This window comes from Pseudomonas sp. PvP100 (assembly GCF_017833055.1).
Taxonomy (GTDB): Bacteria; Pseudomonadota; Gammaproteobacteria; order Pseudomonadales; family Pseudomonadaceae; genus Aquipseudomonas; species Aquipseudomonas syringae.
This window is the reverse complement of the sequence record NZ_JAFIBO010000001.1, coordinates 115,751-138,006: the sequence shown is the minus strand read 5'-3', so window position 1 is coordinate 138,006 and position 22,256 is coordinate 115,751. Positions and strand designations below refer to the sequence as shown.

Sequence of the window (22,256 nt, the reverse complement as noted above, 5' to 3'; positions counted from 1 at the left end):
CCAGTCATTATCGAGAGAACAATTCCAGCTGTTCATGGGCTGCACGCAGATCGTGCAGACGCACGCCTATGCCCAGCAATCGCACCGGCTTGCCACCGCGGGCGAACGCCTGAGCCAGCAGCTGCTCATAACTGCCCAGATCCCTTCCGGCTCCGGATTGTTCGAGAGTCGTCTGCGTAAAGTCGTGAAACTTCACTTTGACGAACGGCTTGCCGGGCCGGTACTGCCCTTCCATTCTGGCCATACGGCCACTCAGGGTTTCCAGCAGGTCGGGCAGTTTTTCCAGGCAGGCCGCCAGATCGGGCAGATCCGTGTCGTAAGTATTTTCAACGCTGACTGACTGACGTCGGCTGTCATTCTGCACCGGTCGGTCATCGATCCCGTGCGCCAGACTCCAGAGGCGCTCGCCAAAGCTGCCGAATTCCCGAACCAGCGCGAGCTTGCTGCGGCTTCGCAGGTCGGCACAGTCGACGATACCCAGCCGGCCGAGCTTGTCTGCGGTGACCTTTCCTACGCCATGAAGCTTGGTGACCGACAAGGAAGCGACGAAATCCTCGACCTGATCCGGCGTGATGACGAACAACCCGTTGGGCTTTTTCCAGTCGCTGGCGATCTTGGCGAGAAACTTGTTGGGCGCAACGCCCGCCGACACGGTGATGTGCAACTGATTCGAGACCCGACGACGGATGTCCTGCGCGATGCGCGTGGCGCTGCCGGAAAAGTGCCCGGCCTCGGACACGTCCAGAAAGGCCTCATCCAGAGACAACGGCTCTATAAGGTCGGTGTAATCCCGAAAGATCGTGTGAATTTCCCGAGACGCTTCTTTATAAGCATCCATGCGCGGCTTGACGATGGTCAGGTCCGGGCAGAGCTTGAGCGCATGCCGGGAGGACATGGCCGACCGCACGCCATACGCGCGCGCCTCGTAATTACAGGTCGCAATCACCCCGCGTCGCTCCGCAGAGCCGCCTACCGCCAGCGGCTTGCCAGCGAGGTCGGGCTCGTCACGCATTTCAATGGCTGCATAAAAGCAGTCACAGTCGATGTGGATGATTTTGCGCTGCGTCATGACCTGATGGGATTTTGCAATCAATGGCCGCGCAGTATCTCATTCGTACCGCCAAGTAACATCCAATGATGCGAAAGGTCGCCATGAAAAGTAGTCAAACGCCCATCATGCATGACCGAAACAGCTGCAAAGCCCCGTCATGCAAGCGCCAATACCATGCAGACCGATCATCTGGATCCGCTAAGCGTTTGAAGAAAAAGCACTTTTTTGAAACTAACCATTGACACCTAGTCATCTCTCTGTAGAATGCCGCCACACAGACGCGGGATGGAGCAGTCTGGTAGCTCGTCGGGCTCATAACCCGAAGGTCGTCGGTTCAAATCCGGCTCCCGCAACCAAACATCAAAAAAGGCTACTCGAAAGAGTGGCCTTTTTTGTGCGCGCCTGAAAAGCACCCTTCCCAAGCCCGGACATCGGGCCATGCCTCGCGCAGATATACAGCGCTCTCCGGCACCCTGCGGCGAATCCTGACGGCCTGGCCGTACGCTTTCCTGATAATGCTCCACGCAGGCATGCTGCTCTGAAAACCGGTCACCCGACCCCAAACGTGCAAAATCTGCACAATCCGCTACTCATTTGCATGCTTTGCGGATTAAGGGTTGACACTTCAGCGTTCGGCTGTAGAATGCCGCCACACAGACGCGGGATGGAGCAGTCTGGTAGCTCGTCGGGCTCATAACCCGAAGGTCGTCGGTTCAAATCCGGCTCCCGCAACCAAACATCAAGAAAGGCTACTCGAAAGAGTGGCCTTTTTTGTTTCCGGTAGAAAAGCAGCGCGGGCAACGGCTAACTGTCTGACAAAAAAGACTATTTCCAAAGCCCTTTGAAACCCTATCATCACATCTGTAACGTAATACGTGCATTTACGACAGTTTTTGCGTGCGCTGCCGATAGGTGTTACTAAGCTGAATCACGACTGAACCGTAGCTGAACAGCATCACCCGGCTCGATTCGCCATTCGCTCGTTAGACGTTGACGCGCTAACATCCTGAAATATTTTCTGCGTAGGGATTGGTAACTTGGCTGCATACCTCCATCCTGTCGCGCACGATCCAAGGAGTGATTGATGCGCGACAACATGTCCGATTCCAATGAAACCATTGATGCAGAGCAACCCGTCAGCCCACCGCGCCATAACTGGCGGGAGCTGCTGAGCAAATACCGACAGCCCATAGGGCTGGCGGTGATGCTGCTGTTGTTCAGCCTGGCCCTTATAGCCTGCCGCCACATGCTGGTCGAAATGGACTGGTATGCGCTGCACGATTCGCTGTTCGCAGTCCCCCTGCCCGCCCTGGGCGGTGCGCTGCTCGCGGCAATCGTCGGCTATATCATCCTGATGGGCTATGAACTGTCCGCCAGTCGGTACGCCAATGTCGACCTGCCAATCAAGACGCTGCTTCTAGGCGGCTTCACCTCATTTGCCATCGGCAATGCGGTCGGCCTGTCGATGCTGTCCGGTGGCTCGGTGCGCTACAGGCTTTATTCACGCCACGGCGTAGGCGCAATCGAAATCGCCCGCATGACCGTGTTCGCCAGCCTGTCACTGGGTTGTGCGCTGCCGCCGCTGGCTGCACTGGCCACGCTGAGCAACCTGTCAGGCGCGTCACTGGCACTCAAACTTCCCGTGGACGTGCTGGCTGTAGTCGCTACAGCGGTGTTAATCGGCAGTCTGTTGCTGGCGGTGTTCGTCTACCGTCGGCGCCTGCCGGAACAGGACATCCCGCACAATATTCTGGTTCGTCTGGGTCGTCGCACCTTGCGCCTTCCGGATTTGAAGCTGACGCTGATTCAATTGGTGATCACCGCGCTGGACGTCGCCGCCGCAGCGATGGTGCTGTACCTGCTGCTGCCGCATGCGCCGCCGCTGGGTGCATTCATCCTTATCTACCTGCTGGCGCTCGCGGCTGGCGTGCTCAGCCATGTGCCTGGCGGCGTCGGCGTGTTCGAAGCGATTCTGCTTGCGGCCTTTGCCAACGAGCTGGGTGCCGCCCCGCTCGCCGCTGCGCTGCTGCTATATCGCCTGATCTACGTGATCCTGCCGCTGCTGCTGGCCTGCCTTACCCTGCTGTTTACCGAGGCCCAGCGCCTGCTGCCGACCCGGCAGGCCATGCGCGTCGCTTCAGGGCTGGCGGCACCGATTCTGGCACTACTGGTTTTCTTGTCGGGGGTGGTGCTGCTCTTCTCTGGTGCCACCCCTGAAATCGACACCCGTCTGGAAAACGTCGGCTTCATGATCCCGCATCGGCTGATCGATGCGTCGCACTTCGGGGCCAGTCTGGTGGGTGTGCTGTGCCTGCTGCTCGCCCAAGGCCTGCGTCGTCGACTGTCGGCTGCATGGATGCTGACCTCTATTTTGCTGCTGGTTGGTGCAGTGCTGTCGATACTCAAGGGCTTCGACTGGGAAGAAGCCAGCATGCTGCTGCTGACCGCCTGCCTGCTGCTGACCTTCCGCCGTTCGTTCTACCGTCCAAGTCGCCTGCTGGAACTGCCGTTCTCGCCGGTCTACCTGATTGCCAGCATCTGTGTGGTCGGTGCCTCGATCTGGCTGCTGCTGTTCGCCTATCAGGACGTGCCCTACAGTCATCAGTTGTGGTGGCAGTTCACCCTTGATGCAGACGCCCCGCGCGGCCTGCGTTCGGCGCTGGGCAGCGCAGTGCTGCTGGTCGTGGTTTCGCTGACCTGGTTGCTGCGTACCGCCAGACCGGTCATCAAGCTGCCCGACGCGGCAGACCTGGACAAGGCAGCCGAGATCCTCAAAGCATCCAAACAGCCGGATGGCGGCCTGGTGCTGACCGGCGACAAGGCAATCCTGTTCCATCCGGCCGGCAATGCGTTCCTGATGTACTCGCATCGCGGCCGCAGCCTGGTAGCGCTTTACGACCCGATCGGCCCCACACAGCAGCGTGCCGAGCTGATCTGGCAATTCCGCGACCTGTGCGACGTGCACCATGCGCGTCCGGTGTTCTACCAGGTACGTGCAGAAAATCTGCCGTTCTACATGGACATCGGTCTCACGGCCATCAAGCTGGGTGAAGAAGCGCGCGTCGACCTGCGTCGCTTCGACATCGACGCCAAGGGCAAGGAGATGAAAGACCTGCGTTACACCTGGAACCGGGGTGGCCGCGACGGTCTTTCACTGGAAATCTACGAACCGGGCCAGGCGCCGATCGACGAGCTGAAAGTGATTTCCGACGCTTGGCTGACGGGCAAGAATGTCCGTGAAAAAGGCTTCTCGCTGGGCCGCTTCAGTACTGAGTACCTGAAGTACTTCCGCATTGCCATCGTGCACTTCCAGGGCAAGCCGGTCGCGTTCTCCAACCTGTTGGAAACCACCAGCCCGGAACTGGCCAGCCTGGACCTGATGCGCTCTCACCCGGATGCACCCAAGCTGACCATGGAGTTCATGATGGTCGGCCTGATTCTGCATTACAAAGCCCAGGGCTACGCGCGCTTCAGCCTGGGCATGGTGCCTTTGTCGGGCCTGCAGCCACGACGCGGCGCGCCCATCACCCAGCGTCTGGGTTCGATGATCTTCCGCCGTGGCGAACAGCTGTACAACTTCCAGGGGCTGCGTCGCTTCAAGGACAAGTTTCAGCCCGATTGGGAACCTCGTTATATGGCCGTGCCTGCCGGACTCGATCCGCTTGTGGCACTGGCTGACACCGCCGCCCTGATTGCGGGCGGCCTGACTGGATTGGTGAAACGCTGATGATTCGACGCTCCTGGCGCCTTTTGCTCGCAGCTCTGGTAATTGTTCTTTTAATCGTGGCGCTGGGAGTCTGGGTCTGGACCCGCCCCGCTCCGCCCGCATCACTGGAACACTCTAACCTTGACGGTGGCGCGCCGCTGACCAGCGTAACGCCGGCCACCAGCATCAAAACCCGTATCGCACTGGCCGTTACTGCTGAAGACATGCTGAGCGACAAGCAATTGCTGGCGATCAGCAAGGATGCGTCGGCACGCATCATTCAGGTGGTGTTGCCCAAAGACGACTGCGTCCTGCAACAGAAGACCTTTCAGGACGCTCTGACGAAGCTCGACGGCCCTGCAAAGGTCGTCGGTGGCATAGGCCCTGGCGCGACACTGGCCTGGCGCTGGCTGGCCGGACAGACCGATGACAAGGCGCAGGCCATTTCGGTAGGTTTTGCGCTTGAGCATGCCTCGAATCCGCCGCCCGTTTTGGAAGAAGACGAGAAGCCGCCACAGATCTGCGACGTCCCCCTGCCGCAAAAGGCTGAGCACGGGCACTGGCTGGCCGCCTGGAACGACGCGCCGGATGATCCGAGCGCAGCGTTCGTGCGCGACCAGACCAACGCCGACACCAGCATCAGCGACTACGACATCCCGCTGCCCCAGGTGCTCAACACCGAACTTCGTCATCTGCTGCTCGGCGAAAATGACAGTGGCGGACTGGGCATACCGACGGTCGAAGTCCCGGCCAGCCAGCCTTCCGACACCGTGACGCTGTTCATGTCCGGTGACGGCGGATGGCGCGACCTGGACAAAGTCGTGGCCGGCGACATGGCCAAGATGGGTTACCCGGTGGTAGGCATTGACGTACTGCGCTACTACTGGGAACACAAGACGCCGGAACAGACCGCCGTCGACCTCACCGACCTGATGAACCACTACCGTCAGAAATGGGGCACCAAGCGCTTCATCCTGGCGGGCTACTCGTTCGGTGCGGACGTCATGCCGGCGATCTACAATCGCCTGGCCGCAGACGATCAGAACCGGGTGGACGCGATCATTCTGCTGGCCTTTGCGCGCACCGGCAGCTTCGAGATTCACGTTGACGGCTGGCTCGGCAACGCGGGCAAGGAAGCCACCACAGGACAGGAAATGGCCAAGCTGCCAGCCGCCAAGGTGTTCTGCGTTTACGGCGTCGAAGAGAAGAAAGACAGCGGTTGCACTGACACTACCGCCGTCGGCGAAGCGGTTCAGTTGCCAGGCGGTCATCACTTCGATGAGGACTATCCGGCGCTGGCCAAACGCCTGATCGACGCGATCAACAAGCGTCAGGGCAAGACTGCCGCTCAGTAACGCTGCAGTTTGCTACCAAAAAAAATCCCGGCACCGTGAGGTTGCCGGGATTTTTTTATCTGCGCTGCCGGACAGCCCGGTCAACGTTTACATCTCCACTTGGGTACCCAGCTCGATCACCCGATTGAACGGCAGCTTGAAGAAGCGCAGGTTGCCGTTGGCGTTCTTGAGCATGAAGGCGAACAACGCTTCACGCCAGCGCGCCATGCCATCCATCTTGGACGGGATCACCGTCTCGCGGCTGAGAAAGTACGTGGTGCGCATCGGACTGAAGTCCAGCTCCGGCAAGTGACACAGGGCTAGCGCAGCCGGTACATCGGGCTCATCGATAAAGCCGAAGTGCAGGATCACCCGATAGAAGCCTTCGCCATAGGATTCGACTTCGAAGCGCTGAGCGGACGGCACACGCGGCGAATCTTCATACACCACCGTCAACAGCACCACTTGCTCGTGCAACACCTGGTTGTGCAGCATGTTGTGCAGCAACGCATGGGGCACGGCGTCCGAACGTGCAGTCAGGAACACTGCCGTGCCCTGTACCCGATGCGGCGGCTGGACGCGAATACTGCCGATGAAGATCGGCAATGGCAGGCCGCCCTCGTCGATTCGCTCCGCGAGCAATTGCTTGCCGCGCTTCCAGGTGGTCATGAGGATAAACAGCACCGCGCCCGCCAGTACCGGGAAAGCCCCGCCCTGGAAGATCTTCGGCACGTTGGCCGCGAAGAACAGACCGTCCACCAGCAGCAGGCAGATCAGCAGCGGAACGGCCAGCAACGGCGGCCATTTCCAGAGCATCAGCATGACCGTGGACACCAGAATGGTGGTGCAGAGCATGGTCCCGGTCACCGCGACGCCGTAGGCAGACGCCAGCGCGCCAGACGATTCGAAGCCGATTACCAGCAGAATCACGCCCGCCATCAGCGCCCAGTTGACGGCACCGATGTAGATCTGACCTTGCGCGTCGCTGGAGGTGTGCTGGATGTGCATGCGCGGAATGTAGCCCAGCTGGATCGCCTGCAGTGTCATCGAGAAGGCGCCGGAGATCACCGCTTGCGAGGCAATGATGGTCGCCATCGTCGACAGACCGATCAGTGGCAGCAGCGCCCAACCCGGCGCCAGCAGGTAGAACGGGTTACGAACCGCTTCAGGGTTGCCCAGCACCAGCGCACCCTGACCGAAATAGTTGAGCAGCAGCGCAGGCAGCACGAGGATGAACCAGGCACGGGAAATCGGCTTGCGACCGAAGTGGCCCATGTCGGCGTACAGCGCCTCGGCCCCTGTCAGGGCAAGCACCACAGCACCCAGAATGGCCACACCGATGCCCGGATGGATGATGAAAAAATTCACACCCCATGCCGGGTTGACCGCTTTCAGCACTTCCGGCGACTGCATGATGCCGTAGACACCCAGCGCGCCGAGCACCAGAAACCAGATCACCATCACCGGGCCGAACAGCACGCCGATGCGCGCGGTGCCATGACGCTGAATCAGAAACAGGCCCACCAGCACAACCAGCGCCATGGGCACGATCCAGTGATCGAGACCATCGAACGCCAGCTCCAGCCCTTCCATCGCCGACAAGACCGAAACTGCCGGGGTGATCATGCTGTCACCGTAGAACAACGCGGCACCGAACAGTCCGAACACCACCATCATCATTTGCAGCCGGGGATGTTTGGCCGACGCTCGCCGCGCCAGGGCCATCAGCGCCATGATGCCGCCCTCGCCCTGGTTATCGGCACGCAGTACGAACGCCATGTATTTGAAGGAAACCACCCAGATCAGCGACCAGAAGATCAGCGACAGCACGCCGAGAATCGCGTCATGGGTCACGTCCACACCGTAACCACCCTGAAACACCTCCTTGAGGGTGTACAGCGGACTGGTGCCGATATCGCCATAAACCACCCCTACCGCGGCGATCAGCAACCCGATGGGCTTGGCAGCGCCGCCGGCCTCCGCATGACTGTTTGCTTGACTCATCCACTACTCCCGGAAACCAGACATGAGGTTCAACACTGAGAACATCACAAGGCGTAACAATTCAGATTCAGCCAGGCATTGACATGCCTCGGCGCGATGGCGCGAAGCATAACGCAGCACTCGTCGTAATTCTTGGTGAAACGCAGATCATCGCAACGATCCGGCTTGCCTCCCTGCCTTGATCACTGCCTGTTGAGGGAGTTTTTCGAGGCAATATTTCTCATGGAACGACAAAAATATCGGCCGGTCATTAGTTAAGCCTGCCGCATCAGGGGTCTACAAGAACCGCATCGACGCCCGGGCACCCTGATTACCTCTGACCGAGATGCCCTGATGACCACACAAAACCTGACTGTCCAGCCGCTGCCCTTCCAGCCCTCATTTGAAGTCGTCCCGGACGATGAAGCGCAGACCAGCAAAGAGCTGGTCGAAGCCATGCACTCCATCCTGGAGACCACGTATCAAGACACAGGGCACGCCATTCGCAGTGTGCACGCCAAGGCCCATGGCTTGCTCCACGGTCAGATTCAGGTTTACGACGACCTGCCCGAGCCGTTGGCCCAGGGTGCCTTTGCCAGGCCCGGCAACTTCCCGGTCGTCATGCGCTTCTCGACCAACCCGGGCGACATTCTCGACGACAAGGTGTCCACGCCCAGAGGCCTGGCCATCAAACTGGTCGGCGTCGAAGGCCCGCGCTTGCCTGGCAGCGCAGAGGCAACCACTCAGGATTTCGTCATGCAAAACGCCAAGGCCTTTACCGCCAAGGACCCCAAGGCCTTCCTGAAGACCTTGAAGCTGCTGGCCAAGACGACCGACAAGGCGCCGAGCATGAAACGCGCGCTGTCTGCCGTCCTGCGCGGCATCGAGTCGGTGATCGAGTCTGCCGGGGGCGAAAGTGGCACACTGAGAAGTCTCGGCGGGCACCCGATGACCCACATCCTGGGCGAGACGTTCTACACCGTCGTACCGTTTCTATACGGCCCCTACTACGCCAAGCTCAGCGTCGTGCCCGTCTCCGCCGAGCTGATTGCGCTGACCGACAAGGCTGTGGACCTGAAAGACAACCCGGACGGTCTGCGCGAAGCGGTCAAGGCGTTCTTTCTTGAACACGATGCCAGCTGGGAAGTCCGCGTCCAGTTGGCCACGGACTTGGAGAAAATGCCGATCGAGGACGCCTCGGCGATCTGGCCGGAAGACCTCAGCCCTTACGTAACCGTCGCTCGAATCGATGTGCCCTGCCAGTCTTCGTGGTCCGAGCAAAACATCCAGGAAATCGACGAAGCCATGGCATTCAGCCCATGGCATGGCCTTGAGGCGCATCGTCCGTTGGGCGGCGTCATGCGCGTGCGCAAACCGGCCTATGAACACTCGGCGGGCTTTCGCAGTCAGCACAATGGCTGCCCGATGCATGAACCGCGGCGCTAAGAGCATGTGAAAGTCAGTTCAGGCCTGCACAGGTGGGCCTGGACTTCATTCAAAATGTCACCGTCACCCGTTGCAACATCGGCCATCCTCCTCGATACACTGCGTGTAACCGACTTACTGTCGGTGGTGAAGCAATCGGCCAAGCACGCGCTGGCCCCGGCTGTGTCTCGCGTACGTCGTAATTCTCATGCAAACGCTGGTCATCCTGCCCACTCGCCGCTAGAATTGCGCACTTTTTGATCAGAGGCGCAGCAAGCGCCCAGTCAGCGCCTGCGCTTCGCGCCCGGGCGCCCTTCACGCCGAGGTTTGCCATGTCCACCGTCACCACGCCGTCCGCCCCCAAGGTTGGATTCGTTTCACTGGGTTGCCCAAAGGCACTCGTTGACTCTGAACGCATCCTGACCCAACTGCGCATGGAAGGTTACGAAGTCGTTGCGACCTACGAGGACGCCGACGTAGTGGTGGTCAACACCTGTGGCTTCATCGATACGGCCAAGGCCGAGTCGCTGGAAGTGATCGGCGAAGCCATAAAGGAAAACGGCAAGGTCATCGTGACCGGCTGCATGGGCGTCGATGCGAGTGTCATTCGCAATGTGCATCCGAGCGTCCTGTCGGTGACCGGCCCGCAGCAGTACGAGCAGGTGGTCAACGCGGTGCACGACGTAGTGCCGCCCCGCAAGGATCACAATCCGTTGATCGACCTGGTGCCGCCACAAGGCGTCAAGCTGACCCCGCGTCACTACGCGTATCTGAAAATTTCCGAAGGCTGCAACCACAGTTGCAGCTTCTGCATCATCCCGTCGATGCGCGGCAAACTGGTCAGCCGCCCGGTGGGTGATGTGCTGGACGAGGCCAAGCGCCTGGTCAAATCCGGTGTGAAGGAACTGCTGGTTATTTCCCAGGACACCAGTGCCTATGGCGTTGACGTCAAATACCGCACCGGTTTCTGGGACGGCCAGCCGGTCAAAACCCGCATGACCGAGCTGTGCCAGGCGCTGGGCTCGATGGGTGTCTGGGTGCGCCTGCACTATGTCTACCCGTACCCGCACGTGGACGAACTGATCCCGTTGATGGCCGCTGGCAAGATCCTGCCGTACCTGGACATCCCGTTCCAGCACGCCAGCCCGAAAATCCTCAAGCTTATGAAACGTCCGGCCTTCGAAGACAAGACCCTGGCACGCATCAAGAACTGGCGTGAGCAGTGCCCTGACCTGATCATCCGTTCGACCTTCATCGTCGGCTTTCCCGGCGAAACCGAAGAAGACTTCCAGTACCTGCTGGACTGGTTGACCGAAGCGCAGCTGGACCGGGTTGGCTGCTTCCAGTACTCGCCGGTTGAGGGCGCGCCTGCCAATCTGCTGGACGCGGCCATCGTGCCGGACGACGTCAAACAGGATCGCTGGGATCGTTTCATGGCTCATCAACAGGCAATCAGCGCTGCGCGCCTGCAGATGAAGATCGGCAAGGAAATCGAAGTGCTGATCGACGAAGTCGACGATCGTGGAGCCGTGGGCCGCTGCTTCTTCGACGCCCCGGAAATCGACGGCAACGTGTTCATCGGCCTGGAAGACGGCAGCACCGTTCAGCCCGGCGACAAGCTCATGTGCCGAGTGACCGATGCCGACGAATACGACCTGTGGGCCGAAATGCTCTAAGCGCTCTCCCTGGTCGCAAGCGAAAGCCCTGCCCTTTAACCGGCAGGGCTTTTTCGTCTCTGGCTGCTGTCTATCCAGGACAAGCTGAAAGGAGGACACGAGATGCCGTTGTATACGCCGGATACCCACGATTACCCGGAATTGACCGAGGTATGGGAACGCTCGGTGCGCGCGACCCATGACTTTCTGCCAGACGCCTACATCACCCGGCTCAAGGTGCTGCTGCCGCAATATCTAGGCAGTGTGACCCTGTTCTGTACCCGGGATGAGCAGCTCAACATCACCGGCTTTGCAGGCACGCGTAACAGCCGTCTGGATATTCTGTTCATCGAACCTGACCATCGCGGCCAGAAGCTGGGCACACAGCTGCTGAATCATGCAATCGAGCAGTTCAATATCCGTGAACTGGACGTCAACGAGCAGAATACGCAGGCGTTGGGATTTTACCGCAGGCATGGTTTCGAGGTTGTCAGCCGCTCTGAAGTCGATGGTCTGGGCCAGCCTTACCCCATGCTCAGAATGCGCCTGACCGGCCGTCACTGACACCGATTGCAGCGCAAATGCAATGTTGCCGCGATTAACCGTCGCCGGGCGGTTACAATGGCGACTTTATTTTAGCAAACGGCTTTTTTGTCATGACAGACCCCATTCGCCTTTCCAAACGCCTTATCGAGCTGGTCGGTTGCTCCCGCCGGGAGGCCGAACTGTTTATCGAGGGTGGCTGGGTCACTGTGGACGGCGAGGTCATCGAAGAGCCGCACTTCAAGGTCAGCACCCAGAAAATCGAGCTCAGCCCGGACGCCAAGGCCGACTCCCCGGAGCCTGTGACGATCATCCTGCACAAACCCGCCTCGGCAAGCGCCGAAGAGGCTTTGCAGATGATTACGCCGGGCACGCTTTCCGTAGAGCACAGCTACAGCAAGCGTCCGCTCAAGGGTCATTTCATGCGCCTTGAGGCGATTTCAAGCCTTCAGGCCAATGCCAGCGGCTTGATGGTGTTCAGCCAGGACTGGAAGATCCTGCGCAAGCTCACCGATGACCGCAGCAAGATCGAGCAGGAATACGTGGTGGAGATCTCGGGCGAGATGGTTGCTCATGGCCTCAACCGGCTGAACCACGGTCTGACCTACAAAGGCAAGGAGCTGCCAGCCGTGAAAGCCAGCTGGCAGAACGAGAACCGCCTGCGTTTTGCGATGAAAAATCCGCAGCCCGGCATCATCGCCCTGCTGTGCGAGGCCGTCGGCCTGAAGATCGTCGCCATTCGCCGCATCCGCATCGGCGGCGTGTCCATGGGCAAACTGCCCGAGGGCCAGTGGCGCTACATGACGGCCAAGGAAAAGTTCTGACCCTCGCGCCAACCACCTTATTACAGCGCGCATGACCACCGTCATGCGCTGCCCTACGACTTATCAGGAAATACGCCTCATGATGAACAACGATGTACTGCGCAGCGTGCGCTACATGCTCGATATCAGCGACAGCAAGGTTGTCGAGATCACCGCACTGACCGGTTTTGAAGTGTCGAAGAGCGATGTCATCGCTTTCATGAAAAAAGACGAAGAAGAAGGCTACCTGGATTGCAGCGATGAAATCATGGCGCACTTCCTTGATGGCCTGGTCTACTTCAAGCGTGGCAAGGACGAAAGCCGTCCGCCACAGGCGATCGATTTGCCGATCACCAACAATATCGTGCTGAAAAAACTGCGCGTGGCGTTCGAACTGAAAGAAGACGATATGCACGCCATCCTCAAATCGGTCGACTTCCCGGTTTCCAAACCAGAACTGAGCGCTCTGTTCCGCAAGGTCGGACACACCAACTATCGCGCCTGTGGCGATCAACTGCTGCGCAATTTCCTCAAGGGCCTGATCCTGCGCGTGCGCGGCTGAACCAGCCTCGATGAGCTACAACGTCTCCCCTGTCGGCTTCGTGCGCTCCTGCTTCAAGGAGAAATTCGCCATCCCGCGCCAGCCACAGCTGGCCCCGGCGGCACGCGGAGTGCTGGAGCTGGTGGCACCGTTCGATCAGGGTGAAGCCGTTCAGGGGCTGGAACAGGTCAGTCACGTCTGGCTGCTGTTTCTGTTCCACCTGGCGCTGGAAGACAAGCCCCGCCTGAAGGTGCGCCCGCCGCGCCTGGGTGGCAACCAGTCGATGGGCGTGTTCGCTACCCGCGCAACCCATCGCCCCAACGGCATCGGCCAGTCGGTGGTCAAGCTGGACAAGGTCGAGGCCGGGCGACTCTGGCTGTCCGGCATCGACCTGCTGGATGGCACGCCGGTGCTGGACATCAAGCCCTACGTACCCTACGCCGATGCAATTGGCGATGCGACCAACCACATCGCCAGTGCTGCCCCAGCCCTGATACCGGTGCACTGGCAAAACGCCGCGCTGCAACAGGCTCGTGAACACGCGCTGCGCCTGAATGAGCCGCTGGTCGAACTGATCGAGCAGTGTCTGGCCCAGGACCCGCGCCCGGCCTACCAGCTACCCACGCCGGAACGTCGCTATGGCGCTCAGTTCTGGGATCTGGACGTGCGCTGGCACTACCCGCAGGCCGGCGTGATTTGCGTGCTGGAAGTACTGCTCGCCTGAAGCTGCTGCTGGTCTGAACTGATTGGGGCGAAAAAATCCGCGCAACAAAAACCCGCCTGATCCACTCAAGGACGAGGCGGGTCTTGTGCAGCCGGCTTACTTCTCGACGAACGCACGCTCGATCAGATAGTCGCCCGGCTCACGCATACGCGGCGAAACGGTCAGGCCGAAGCTGTTAAGCACTTCGCTGGTCTCGTCGAGCATGCTCGGGCTGCCGCACAACATGGCACGGTCGTCCTGCGGGTTGATCGGCGGCAGGCCGATGTCGCTGAACAGCTTGCCGCTGCGCATCAGGTCGGTCAGACGACCTTCGTTCTCGAAGGGCTCGCGGGTGACCGTCGGGTAGTAGATCAGCTTGTCACGCAGCGCTTCACCGAAGAACTCATTCTGCGGCAGATGCTCGGTGATGAACTCGCGATAGGCGACTTCGTTCACGTAACGCACGCCGTGGCAGAGGATGACTTTCTCGAAACGCTCGTAGGTTTCGGGATCCTGGATGACACTCATGAACGGCGCAAGGCCGGTACCGGTGCTCAGCAGGTAAAGATGCTTGCCCGGCTTGAGATCGTCCAGCACCAGCGTACCCGTAGGCTTCTTGCTGATGATGATCTCGTCACCTTCCTTGAGGTGCTGCAGCTGGGAAGTCAGCGGGCCGTCAGGCACCTTGATGCTGAAGAATTCCAGATGCTCTTCCCAGTTCGGGCTGGCAATCGAATAGGCACGCATGAGCGGACGACCGTTTGGCTGCTGCAGACCGATCATTACGAACTGACCGTTCTCGAAACGCAAACCAGGGTCGCGGGTGCACTTGAAACTGAAGAGGGTGTCGTTCCAGTGGTGGACGCTGAGGACACGCTCGTGGTTCATGTTGCTCATGTACGTGAGGACTCCTGAAAAAATAGTGCGCGCAGAAGCACTGCGCTATTGCGCGACATTCTAGTGGCAGACACAATATCTGTTAAATGAATTATCAAGATATAGGTTATCGGTTATATAGATATGCGATTTACTCTCCGTCAGCTCCAGGTATTTGTAGCCGTCGCCCGGCAGGAAAGCGTCTCCAAAGCCGCGGTACTGCTTTCGCTTTCGCAGTCGGCTGCCAGCACCTCCATCACCGAGCTGGAGCGCCAATCGAGCTGCCAGCTGTTTGACCGCGCCGGCAAGCGCCTCAGCCTTAACGCCACCGGCAGGCAATTGCTGCCGCAAGCCGTCGCGCTGCTCGATCAGGCCAAGGAAATCGAAGACCTGCTCAATGGCAAGTCAGGCTTCGGCTCACTGGCGGTCGGGGCGACGCTGACGATCGGCAATTACCTGGCGACGCTGCTGATCGGCGGCTACATGCAGCGCCACCCGGAAAGCCAGGTCAAGCTGCATGTCCAGAACACCGCGCATATCGTGCAACAGGTTGCGCACTACGAGATCGATCTGGGCCTCATCGAAGGCGATTACAGCCACCCGGACATCGAAGTGCAATCCTGGGTCGAAGACGAACTTGTGGTGTTCTGCGCCCCGCAGCATCCGCTGGCCAAGCGCGCCCAGGTAACCCTGGAAGAGCTGACCCATGAAGCCTGGATTCTCCGGGAACAGGGCTCAGGCACACGCCTGACCTTCGACCAGGCGATGCGTCATCATCGTAACGGGCTGAATGTCCGACTGGAGCTCGAGCACACCGAAGCCATCAAGCGCGCAGTCGAATCCGGGCTGGGCATTGGCTGCATTTCCAGACTGGCGCTGCGCGACGCCTTTCGTCGCGGCAATCTGGTCGAACTGGCCACGCCGGAGCTGGACCTGGCCAGGCAGTTCTACTTCATTTGGCACAAACAGAAATACCAGACCTCGGCCATGCGCGAGTTTCTCGAGCTGTGCCGCGCGTTCACCGCCGGGGTGCAGCGCAGCGACGAGATCGTGCTGCCCAGCCTGTATTGACGAGTCTGTATGAAAGGCGTCAGCCCAGCAGAATGATCGCCCACACCAGACCGATCATGCTCAAGGCGATGAACTGGGCAGCACTGCCCATGTCCTTGGCGTTCTTGGACAGCGGGTGCAAGTCCAGGGAGATACGGTCAATGGCCGCCTCTACGGCCGAGTTAAGCAACTCGACGATCAGCGCCAGCAGGCACACGGCAACCAGCAGGGCATGCTCGCCCTTGCTTACGTGCAGGAAAAACGACAGCGGAATCAGGACCACGTTGAGCAGCACCAACTGGCGGAAGGCCGCTTCACCTTTGAAGGCTGCGCGCATACCGTCCAGTGAGTAACCAGCGGCGTTAAGAATACGTTTCAGACCGGTTTGGCCTTTGAAGGGCGACATAGAGAGGCTGCTGTGTAAAAAAGATGAGGAAAGCTAAGGCAATAAAGGTCAAAAAAGCGTGAATGCTCGCAACCTGAAAGCCGTCAGCTGGACGAAATGGACTCAAGCTGCTGTAACAACAATGCTGCCTGGGTACGCGTGCGTACGCCAAGCTTGCGGAAAATCGCCGTGACATGTGCCTTGATGGTGGCTTCGGACACGCTGAGCTCGGAAGCGATCTGCTTGTTCAGCAAGCCTTCACAGACCATCGTCAACACTCGAAACTGCTGCGGCGTCAGGCTGGCAAGGCCTGCGCTGGCAGCCTTTGCTTCGTCTGAAACACTGATCACTTCATTGACCTGCGGCGGCCACCAGACGTCACCGTCAAGCACCGTGCGTACCGCCTGCTGAATGACTTCCAGCGAGCTGGATTTGGGAATGAAGCCACTGGCACCAAACTCTCTGGAGCGCACCACGATAGAAGCCTCTTCCTGCGCCGAGACCATCACCACCGGTATCTGCGGGTACTGGCCACGCAACAGGACCAGCCCGGAGAAACCATAGGCACCAGGCATGTTCAGGTCCAGCAGAACCAGATCCCAATCAGCCTTTTCCCCCAGCCGCGACTCAAGCTGGGCAATGCTTTCTGCCTCGACCAGCCTTGCGTCAGGCCCCAGGCCGATGCTCAGCGCCTGATGCAGCGCACTGCGAAACAGGGGATGATCATCAGCGATCAGGATGTCGTAGGTCATGTAATGATCCTGTTTTTATAGTGAGGGGCCGAAGAATCGGCCGCCCAGCGAGGCTGGCGAACGCTCGGCGCGAAACCCGTAGCGGGCTCCGGCGCACTGCCAGACCAGATGAATCGGCTTCCAGGCGGCGCCAAGCATGCCCAGCATGGCCATGACGGTCAAGCGCGAAGCGTCGATACCCGGGAACATAGATGGCAATTAGCCAAACCCGCGCAGTTCGACCGCCACTGGTTATGAACAGCCTTCAAATGAAGGCCTTCAAATGGGTATGCGCCACGTCGTCGGGATCAATCGGGTTCTGATACTTGGCGCCCAGATAATGAGCGCTGAACACGTCCAGATAAGCATCCAGCACGCCGCTGGCACTGGCATCACCAGCCAGTTCCAGACAGAGGGCGGCCACTTCCGCCGTGCAGAAGTGGTCGTCGCGCCTGGATCGACGCAAACGGTAGCGCGAGATCTGCTCGGGTTCCAGACTCAAGACCGGAAACCGCTCCAGATAAGGACTCTTGCGAAACATCTTGCGCGCTTCGGTCCAGGTAGCATCCAGCAGAATGAACAACGGGCGCCTGCCATCCAGGCGCGAGACCTTATTGACCACGCGCTCCTCGGCGACAAATTCTCCGGGAAAGACGATGTAGGGCTGCCACTGCGGGTCGTCCAGCAAGGCGAGCAATTGCTCATCGACCTCTATCCGCGACCAGAGGAAGGCATGAGTGTCCTGGATGACATCGGCAATCAGCCAACCGGTGTTGGTCGGCTTCAAGGGCTCAGTGTCATACATCAGCAGGCAGATGCCTGAGTCGGCAGCGACGCTGGGTCGCCATTCGCACAGACAATAGCTGGAGATAACCCGACATTCCGGACAGCGCGGCGCGCGCGAGCCACGGGCAATAAAAGGCCTGGTACTGCGGGCCAGACGCTCATCGCGCAGGCGGGAAACGGCATGGCTCATTACAGGACATGCCTGCGGGGGAAATACATCGACACCACAAAGACTCGGCAGGATTAAAGTCCGCGCAGTTTATCAGAGGCCCGGCACTTCAACGCGCTTTCGGTACGGAGGCCTCTTTTCGCACAGAGCCTAGGCCCGATCAAGGCTCCTGCTCTATACTGCTGCGCCACAGCACCCCGCGCTATCGGTGGGCTGCCCGGAACGCACTTTGAAGTCGCTGGTCCAACGGCCAGTGACTTAATCAGGAGAGTTTAATGCTGCGCCTTATCGTACCCACCCTTACGCTTTTGCTCGTTGCTCCACTGTGCGCCCAAGCGGCGTCGAAACAGGAGTTCGAACTCAGCAAGATGCTGGAAAAAGTCGCTAAGGAAAGCAGTGTCGGCACGCCGCGAGCGATCAACGAAGACATCCTCGATCAGGGCTATACCGTCAGCGGCAACCAGTTGATCAACCACCTGAGCGTTCGTGAAGGCCAGGCTCAGCAGATGCGCGCTAATCCGGACGTGATGCGCAACCAGTTGGGTAATAGCGTTTGCCACAACAATGGTTTCCGCCAGTTGATGACCAAGGGGGCCGTACTCAAGTATCAGTTCACCGAGTACAAGACCAACCGCCCGGTTGTGACGCAGACCTTTCAGGCTTCCGACTGCACTGTAAAGCCCAAGCAATAAGCCACGCCCGACATGTAGCCGCCCCCCGCGCGCCTGTCCCTCAGGCGCGTCAGTCGAGCAATACTCAAGACATCCTGCAACTAATCCACCCTGGCAATGAACAGGCAATGGGTAGCCTTTCTCTGCAAACCGGGACATCATCGGTTCAACACGCCCCACTGGGCCATTGATCCTGCAGGAGGAAAAATCCCGAATGCCGTATGTACCTGACGATCTTCTATCCCGACACTTTCAAAGCGACGGCCTCGACCTGACCAGCAAGATTGAAGAGCACATCAATGAGGTGGCTCCGGGCACGAAAAACCTGCCGCTGTACCGCGACATGATGCTCACGGTGCTGCGCATGGCCCAGGATGACCGCAACCGCTGGGACGTCAAGATAACGCTGCAAACCCTGCGCGAACTGGACAAAGCCTTTCGGGTGCTCGAACGCTTCAAGGGCCGCCGCAAAGTCACTGTGTTCGGCTCCGCCCGTACACCAATGGAACATCCGCTGTACGCACAAGCCACAGAGCTGGGTGAAAAACTGGCCCGCGCCGACATGATGGTCATCACCGGCGCAGGCGGCGGCATCATGGCGGCAGCCCATGCCGGTGCAGGCTTGAAACACAGCCTCGGGTTCAACATTACCCTGCCTTTCGAACAGCACGCCAACCCGACGGTAGAAGGCAGCGAAAACCTGCTGCCCTTCCACTTCTTCTTCACGCGCAAGCTGTTCTTCGTCAAGGAAGCCGACGCGCTGGTGCTATGCCCAGGCGGGTTCGGAACTCTGGATGAAGCCCTGGAAGTGCTGACGCTGATACAAACCGGCAAAAGCCCGTTGGTGCCTGTTGTATTGCTGGATACGCCTGGCGGGAGTTTCTGGCAAGGTGCGCTGGACTTCATCAAGCATCAGTTGCAGGACAATCACTACATTCTGCCAGCCGACATGAAGCTGATGAGGCTGGTTTACAGCGCCGACGAGGCGGTGGAAGAGATCAACCGGTTTTATGCGAACTTCCATTCCAGCCGCTGGTTGAAAAACAAGTTCGTGATCCGTATGCATCATGCGCTGAACGAACAGGCCCTGGAGCACATGCAGGAAGCGTTCGCTGACCTGTGCATCAATGAAAACTTTCATCAGCACAGTTATCAGGGCGAAGAGCACGATGAAGCGCAATTCAGTCACCTGACACGACTGGCGTTCACCTTCACAGGGCGCAATCAGGGCAGACTTCGGGAACTGGTGGATTACATCAATCAACAGGAAAACTGGGAAGACGCTTCAGCGACAAGGGACGCAGCTCGGAACCGGACGCCACAGTAAGCCCCCGGATATATCAGTCATCTCCGCCACGGCCGCTTAACAAGCGGCCGATCATTTCCAGCGGATAGCCGCGATAACTCAGAAAACGCCCCTGCTTGGCTCGCTCGCGCGCATCGACAGGCAAAGTACCGGCAAACTTGCGCTGCCAGAGCTCGTGAAGCTTTTCCTGCCAATCAACGCCGCACTCTCTGAGCGCCTGCTCAATGTCGGCACGTTGCAAGCCACGCTGACCAAGCTCTTCGCGAATACGAACAGGACCGTAGCCCGAACGTGCCCGGTAAGAAACGAAGCTTTCGAGGTAACGGGATTCAGAGAGCAGTCCTTCCTCGACCAGACGATCAAGGGCTGCATCGATAAGCTCGGGGGGAGCGCCGCGCTGACGCAGTTTACGCGTCAGCTCGACTCGACCGTGCTCGCGACGTGCGAGCAGGTCCATTGCAGTGCGCCTGACGGCGACCGGTGTATCGAGCACGGCAGGCATGGCTATCAGATATCGACATCTGCTTCAGACATGTCATCGGCAGCCACTGCTTCACGGGAGCCGACAGCCTTGGTATCGACGCCAGGGGTCAGCAGCTTGTCGCGGATCTGCTTCTCGAGCGCTTTACAGATTTCCGGGTTATCTGCCAGGAACTTGGCCGAGTTGGCCTTACCCTGACCAATCTTGCTGCCCTGGTAGCTGTACCAGGCGCCGGACTTCTCGACAAAACCATGCAGAACGGCCAGATCGACGATTTCACCGTTCAGGTAGATACCCTTACCATAAAGAATCTGGAACTCGGCCTGACGGAACGGCGGAGCTACCTTGTTCTTCACGACCTTGACGCGGGTTTCGCTGCCGACAACTTCATCGCCTTCCTTGACCGCGCCTGTACGGCGGATGTCCAGACGTACCGAAGCGTAGAATTTCAGCGCGTTACCACCGGTGGTGGTTTCAGGGCTGCCGAACATCACGCCGATCTTCATACGGATCTGGTTGATGAAGATCACCAGGCAGTTGGCGTTCTTGATGTTGCCGGTGATCTTGCGCAGCGCCTGCGACATCAGACGTGCCTGCAGACCCACGTGCATGTCACCCATTTCGCCTTCGATCTCTGCCTTGGGCACCAGCGCAGCAACGGAGTCGACCACGATCACGTCAATGGCGTTGGAGCGCACCAGCATGTCGGTGATTTCCAGCGCCTGCTCACCGGTGTCCGGCTGCGAAACCAGCAGGTCGTCGACGTTGACGCCCAACTTGCCGGCGTATTCCGGATCCAGTGCGTGCTCGGCGTCGACAAAGGCGCAGGTAGCACCCATTTTCTGGGCCTGAGCGATGACCGACAGTGTCAGCGTGGTTTTACCGGAAGACTCAGGACCGTAGATTTCCACGATTCGGCCTTTCGGCAGACCACCAATACCGAGAGCGATATCCAGACCCAGCGAACCGGTGGAGATGGCAGGAATCGCCTGGCGATCATGATCGCCCATGCGCATCACGGCACCTTTACCGAACTGACGCTCGATCTGACCCAAGGCCGCAGCCAAGGCTTTCTTCTTGTTGTCGTCCATTGAAGTCCTCACGTAATCAAATTCAATTAGGGCCTTGATGGCCACAACACCTGTATAAGTAGACAGTATTATTCCACAGCAGTGAGCGCGCGCCTACCCCTGTTTTGGCATTTCTCCGCGTGCAAGCTGTATCAGCCCGTCCAGCGCAGCTTCAACCGTCTGTCGACGGACCTGATCACGGTCGCCATCGAAGTGGCAACGCCGGGCGATCAGCGCATCATCCTTGCCCCAGCACAGCCACACGGTACCGACCGGTTTGTCCGGCGAACCGCCGCCGGGCCCTGCGACACCGCTGACCGCAACGGCGAATCGCGCACCACTTTCACGCTGTGCGCCTCGCACCATGGCTTCGACAACCGCCTGGCTGACCGCCCCGACCTGTTCGAACAACATCTCGGGCACTCCCAGCTGGCGGGTCTTCTGGACATTCGAATAGGTCACGTAGCCCGCTTCGAACCACGCCGAGCTGCCGGCAATGCGCGTGATCGCTTCAGCGATTCCGCCCCCCGTACAGGATTCGGCAGTAGTCGCCTGCGCGTTCATTGCACCCAGAAGCCTGCCAAGCGTATCGGCAAGCCCGGTTATCTCATTCACGATGTAATCATTCATGCTGGAAAGCCTGTAAAGGTGAATCCTGAGGCGGCGCATCTGCCGCGCAACAGGGCTGAGCATGCTGCTTTACTTGTCATTTTTCCTGCGCCCGGGCTTTTTGACCGTTTCCACCGTGGTTTCTCTCGGCCTTTTTCTGGCTTCTTCCAAAGGGATGAAGCGCCCGCTCACAGAATCCCTTGCTCGTTTGTTCTTCATATAAAAGTCCTTTTTTATAAGTTACCGCCCGGTGATCGAGTGGCAGCGATGAAAGTCTATACGGCAAATCGGGATGCATGGCTGTCTGGAAACGCCCGGTCACCAATACGCGGGAAGCCACGCTGTCACTGCACCACCCGGTCGAGCGTGATAACCTTG

Annotated in this window: 22 protein-coding genes and 2 tRNA genes; 13 read left to right on the top strand and 11 right to left on the bottom strand. The window is 59.2% G+C overall.

The genetic code is table 11. The features are described from left to right. Window positions 1-7 precede the first annotated feature (7 nt). Window positions 8-1,069, bottom strand: a complete 1,062-nt coding sequence (dinB, locus tag JOE39_RS00615; protein WP_046265651.1) for a DNA polymerase IV — start codon at window positions 1,067-1,069, stop codon at window positions 8-10. A gap of 261 nt (window positions 1,070-1,330) precedes the next feature. Between dinB and JOE39_RS00610 the strand changes: the two genes are divergently transcribed. The 4 genes from JOE39_RS00610 (at window position 1,331) to JOE39_RS00595 (ending at window position 6,112) form a co-directional block, all read left to right on the top strand. Continuing rightward, window positions 1,331-1,407: transfer RNA gene (locus JOE39_RS00610), tRNA-Met, on the top strand. 302 nt (window positions 1,408-1,709) lie between these two features. Next, window positions 1,710-1,786, top strand: a tRNA-Met gene (locus JOE39_RS00605). A gap of 349 nt (window positions 1,787-2,135) precedes the next feature. Then, window positions 2,136-4,778, top strand: coding sequence for a bifunctional lysylphosphatidylglycerol flippase/synthetase MprF (gene mprF, locus JOE39_RS00600; protein ID WP_003409381.1), 2,643 nt, complete (start codon window positions 2,136-2,138; stop codon window positions 4,776-4,778). After that, on the top strand, window positions 4,778-6,112 hold the full coding sequence (locus tag JOE39_RS00595; protein WP_017278890.1) for an AcvB/VirJ family lysyl-phosphatidylglycerol hydrolase: 1,335 nt from the start codon (window positions 4,778-4,780) through the stop codon (window positions 6,110-6,112). The genes mprF and JOE39_RS00595 overlap by 1 nt, the downstream gene beginning before the upstream one ends. 87 nt (window positions 6,113-6,199) lie before the next feature. On the opposite strand, the gene JOE39_RS00590 is transcribed toward JOE39_RS00595, so the two are convergent. Beyond that, window positions 6,200-8,095 carry a potassium transporter Kup gene (locus JOE39_RS00590; RefSeq protein ID WP_003390988.1) on the bottom strand — a complete coding sequence of 632 codons (1,896 nt, stop codon included), beginning with the start codon at window positions 8,093-8,095 and terminating at the stop codon, window positions 6,200-6,202. A gap of 333 nt (window positions 8,096-8,428) precedes the next feature. On the opposite strand from JOE39_RS00590, the gene JOE39_RS00585 reads away from it, so the two are divergent. The 6 genes from JOE39_RS00585 to tsaA all read left to right on the top strand — a co-directional run bounded on the left by JOE39_RS00585 (window position 8,429) and on the right by tsaA (window position 13,765). Further along, on the top strand, window positions 8,429-9,520 hold the full coding sequence (locus JOE39_RS00585; protein ID WP_210078039.1) for a catalase family protein: 1,092 nt from the start codon (window positions 8,429-8,431) through the stop codon (window positions 9,518-9,520). 311 nt (window positions 9,521-9,831) lie between these two features. Then, entirely contained in the window at window positions 9,832-11,175 is a 1,344-nt protein-coding gene (rimO, locus tag JOE39_RS00580; protein WP_032658470.1) for a 30S ribosomal protein S12 methylthiotransferase RimO, read from the top strand. A gap of 102 nt (window positions 11,176-11,277) precedes the next feature. Then, window positions 11,278-11,718, top strand: coding sequence for a GNAT family N-acetyltransferase (locus JOE39_RS00575; RefSeq protein WP_003390997.1), 441 nt, complete (start codon window positions 11,278-11,280; stop codon window positions 11,716-11,718). A 92-nt stretch (window positions 11,719-11,810) separates the two neighbouring features. Beyond that, on the top strand, window positions 11,811-12,521 hold the full coding sequence (locus tag JOE39_RS00570; RefSeq protein WP_003339519.1) for an rRNA pseudouridine synthase: 711 nt from the start codon (window positions 11,811-11,813) through the stop codon (window positions 12,519-12,521). A gap of 79 nt (window positions 12,522-12,600) precedes the next feature. Further along, window positions 12,601-13,062: a DUF1456 family protein gene (locus tag JOE39_RS00565; RefSeq protein ID WP_210078040.1), complete on the top strand. Its 462-nt coding sequence runs from the start codon at window positions 12,601-12,603 to the stop codon at window positions 13,060-13,062. A 10-nt stretch (window positions 13,063-13,072) separates the two neighbouring features. After that, the gene (tsaA, locus tag JOE39_RS00560; protein WP_016567424.1) at window positions 13,073-13,765 is read left to right on the top strand and encodes a tRNA (N6-threonylcarbamoyladenosine(37)-N6)-methyltransferase TrmO; all 693 of its coding nucleotides are present in this window, start codon (window positions 13,073-13,075) and stop codon (window positions 13,763-13,765) included. Window positions 13,766-13,861: 96 nt separating this feature from the next. Here the strand turns inward: tsaA and fpr are convergent, their stop codons facing one another. Then, window positions 13,862-14,641 carry a ferredoxin-NADP reductase gene (fpr, locus tag JOE39_RS00555; protein ID WP_002554680.1) on the bottom strand — a complete coding sequence of 260 codons (780 nt, stop codon included), beginning with the start codon at window positions 14,639-14,641 and terminating at the stop codon, window positions 13,862-13,864. A gap of 123 nt (window positions 14,642-14,764) precedes the next feature. Between fpr and JOE39_RS00550 the strand changes: the two genes are divergently transcribed. Further along, on the top strand, window positions 14,765-15,691 hold the full coding sequence (locus JOE39_RS00550) for a LysR family transcriptional regulator (protein WP_210078042.1): 927 nt from the start codon (window positions 14,765-14,767) through the stop codon (window positions 15,689-15,691). A gap of 19 nt (window positions 15,692-15,710) precedes the next feature. On the opposite strand, the gene JOE39_RS00545 is transcribed toward JOE39_RS00550, so the two are convergent. The 4 genes from JOE39_RS00545 to JOE39_RS00530 all read right to left on the bottom strand — a co-directional run bounded on the left by JOE39_RS00545 (window position 15,711) and on the right by JOE39_RS00530 (window position 17,762). Beyond that, on the bottom strand, window positions 15,711-16,076 hold the full coding sequence (locus JOE39_RS00545) for a diacylglycerol kinase (RefSeq protein WP_003314336.1): 366 nt from the start codon (window positions 16,074-16,076) through the stop codon (window positions 15,711-15,713). Between the two features lie 83 nt (window positions 16,077-16,159). Beyond that, window positions 16,160-16,807: a response regulator transcription factor ErdR gene (gene erdR, locus JOE39_RS00540; RefSeq protein WP_003319664.1), complete on the bottom strand. Its 648-nt coding sequence runs from the start codon at window positions 16,805-16,807 to the stop codon at window positions 16,160-16,162. A 15-nt stretch (window positions 16,808-16,822) separates the two neighbouring features. Next, window positions 16,823-17,005, bottom strand: a complete 183-nt coding sequence (locus JOE39_RS00535) for a hypothetical protein (protein ID WP_004418676.1) — start codon at window positions 17,003-17,005, stop codon at window positions 16,823-16,825. Between the two features lie 46 nt (window positions 17,006-17,051). Next, complete coding sequence (locus JOE39_RS00530; protein WP_032658468.1) at window positions 17,052-17,762, bottom strand: tRNA-uridine aminocarboxypropyltransferase; 711 nt, start codon at window positions 17,760-17,762, stop codon at window positions 17,052-17,054. A 254-nt stretch (window positions 17,763-18,016) separates the two neighbouring features. On the opposite strand from JOE39_RS00530, the gene JOE39_RS00525 reads away from it, so the two are divergent. Together JOE39_RS00525 and JOE39_RS00520 are read left to right on the top strand one after the other, a co-directional pair. Continuing rightward, the gene (locus JOE39_RS00525; protein ID WP_003314332.1) at window positions 18,017-18,433 is read left to right on the top strand and encodes a quorum-sensing-regulated virulence factor family protein; all 417 of its coding nucleotides are present in this window, start codon (window positions 18,017-18,019) and stop codon (window positions 18,431-18,433) included. 193 nt (window positions 18,434-18,626) lie between these two features. Next, on the top strand, window positions 18,627-19,739 hold the full coding sequence (locus JOE39_RS00520; RefSeq protein ID WP_003422071.1) for an LOG family protein: 1,113 nt from the start codon (window positions 18,627-18,629) through the stop codon (window positions 19,737-19,739). A gap of 13 nt (window positions 19,740-19,752) precedes the next feature. On the opposite strand, the gene recX is transcribed toward JOE39_RS00520, so the two are convergent. The 4 genes from recX to JOE39_RS00500 form a co-directional block, all read right to left on the bottom strand. Then, complete coding sequence (recX, locus tag JOE39_RS00515) at window positions 19,753-20,220, bottom strand: recombination regulator RecX (protein ID WP_004418679.1); 468 nt, start codon at window positions 20,218-20,220, stop codon at window positions 19,753-19,755. A gap of 5 nt (window positions 20,221-20,225) precedes the next feature. Then, a complete protein-coding gene (gene recA / locus JOE39_RS00510) occupies window positions 20,226-21,290 on the bottom strand; it encodes a recombinase RecA (RefSeq protein WP_002554688.1) in 1,065 nt (354 codons plus the stop codon). A 93-nt stretch (window positions 21,291-21,383) separates the two neighbouring features. Then, window positions 21,384-21,899, bottom strand: a complete 516-nt coding sequence (locus tag JOE39_RS00505; protein ID WP_245227462.1) for a nicotinamide-nucleotide amidohydrolase family protein — start codon at window positions 21,897-21,899, stop codon at window positions 21,384-21,386. A gap of 76 nt (window positions 21,900-21,975) precedes the next feature. Next, window positions 21,976-22,218, bottom strand: coding sequence for a damage-inducible protein CinA (locus tag JOE39_RS00500; protein WP_158497986.1), 243 nt, complete (start codon window positions 22,216-22,218; stop codon window positions 21,976-21,978). Window positions 22,219-22,256: the final 38 nt, after the last annotated feature.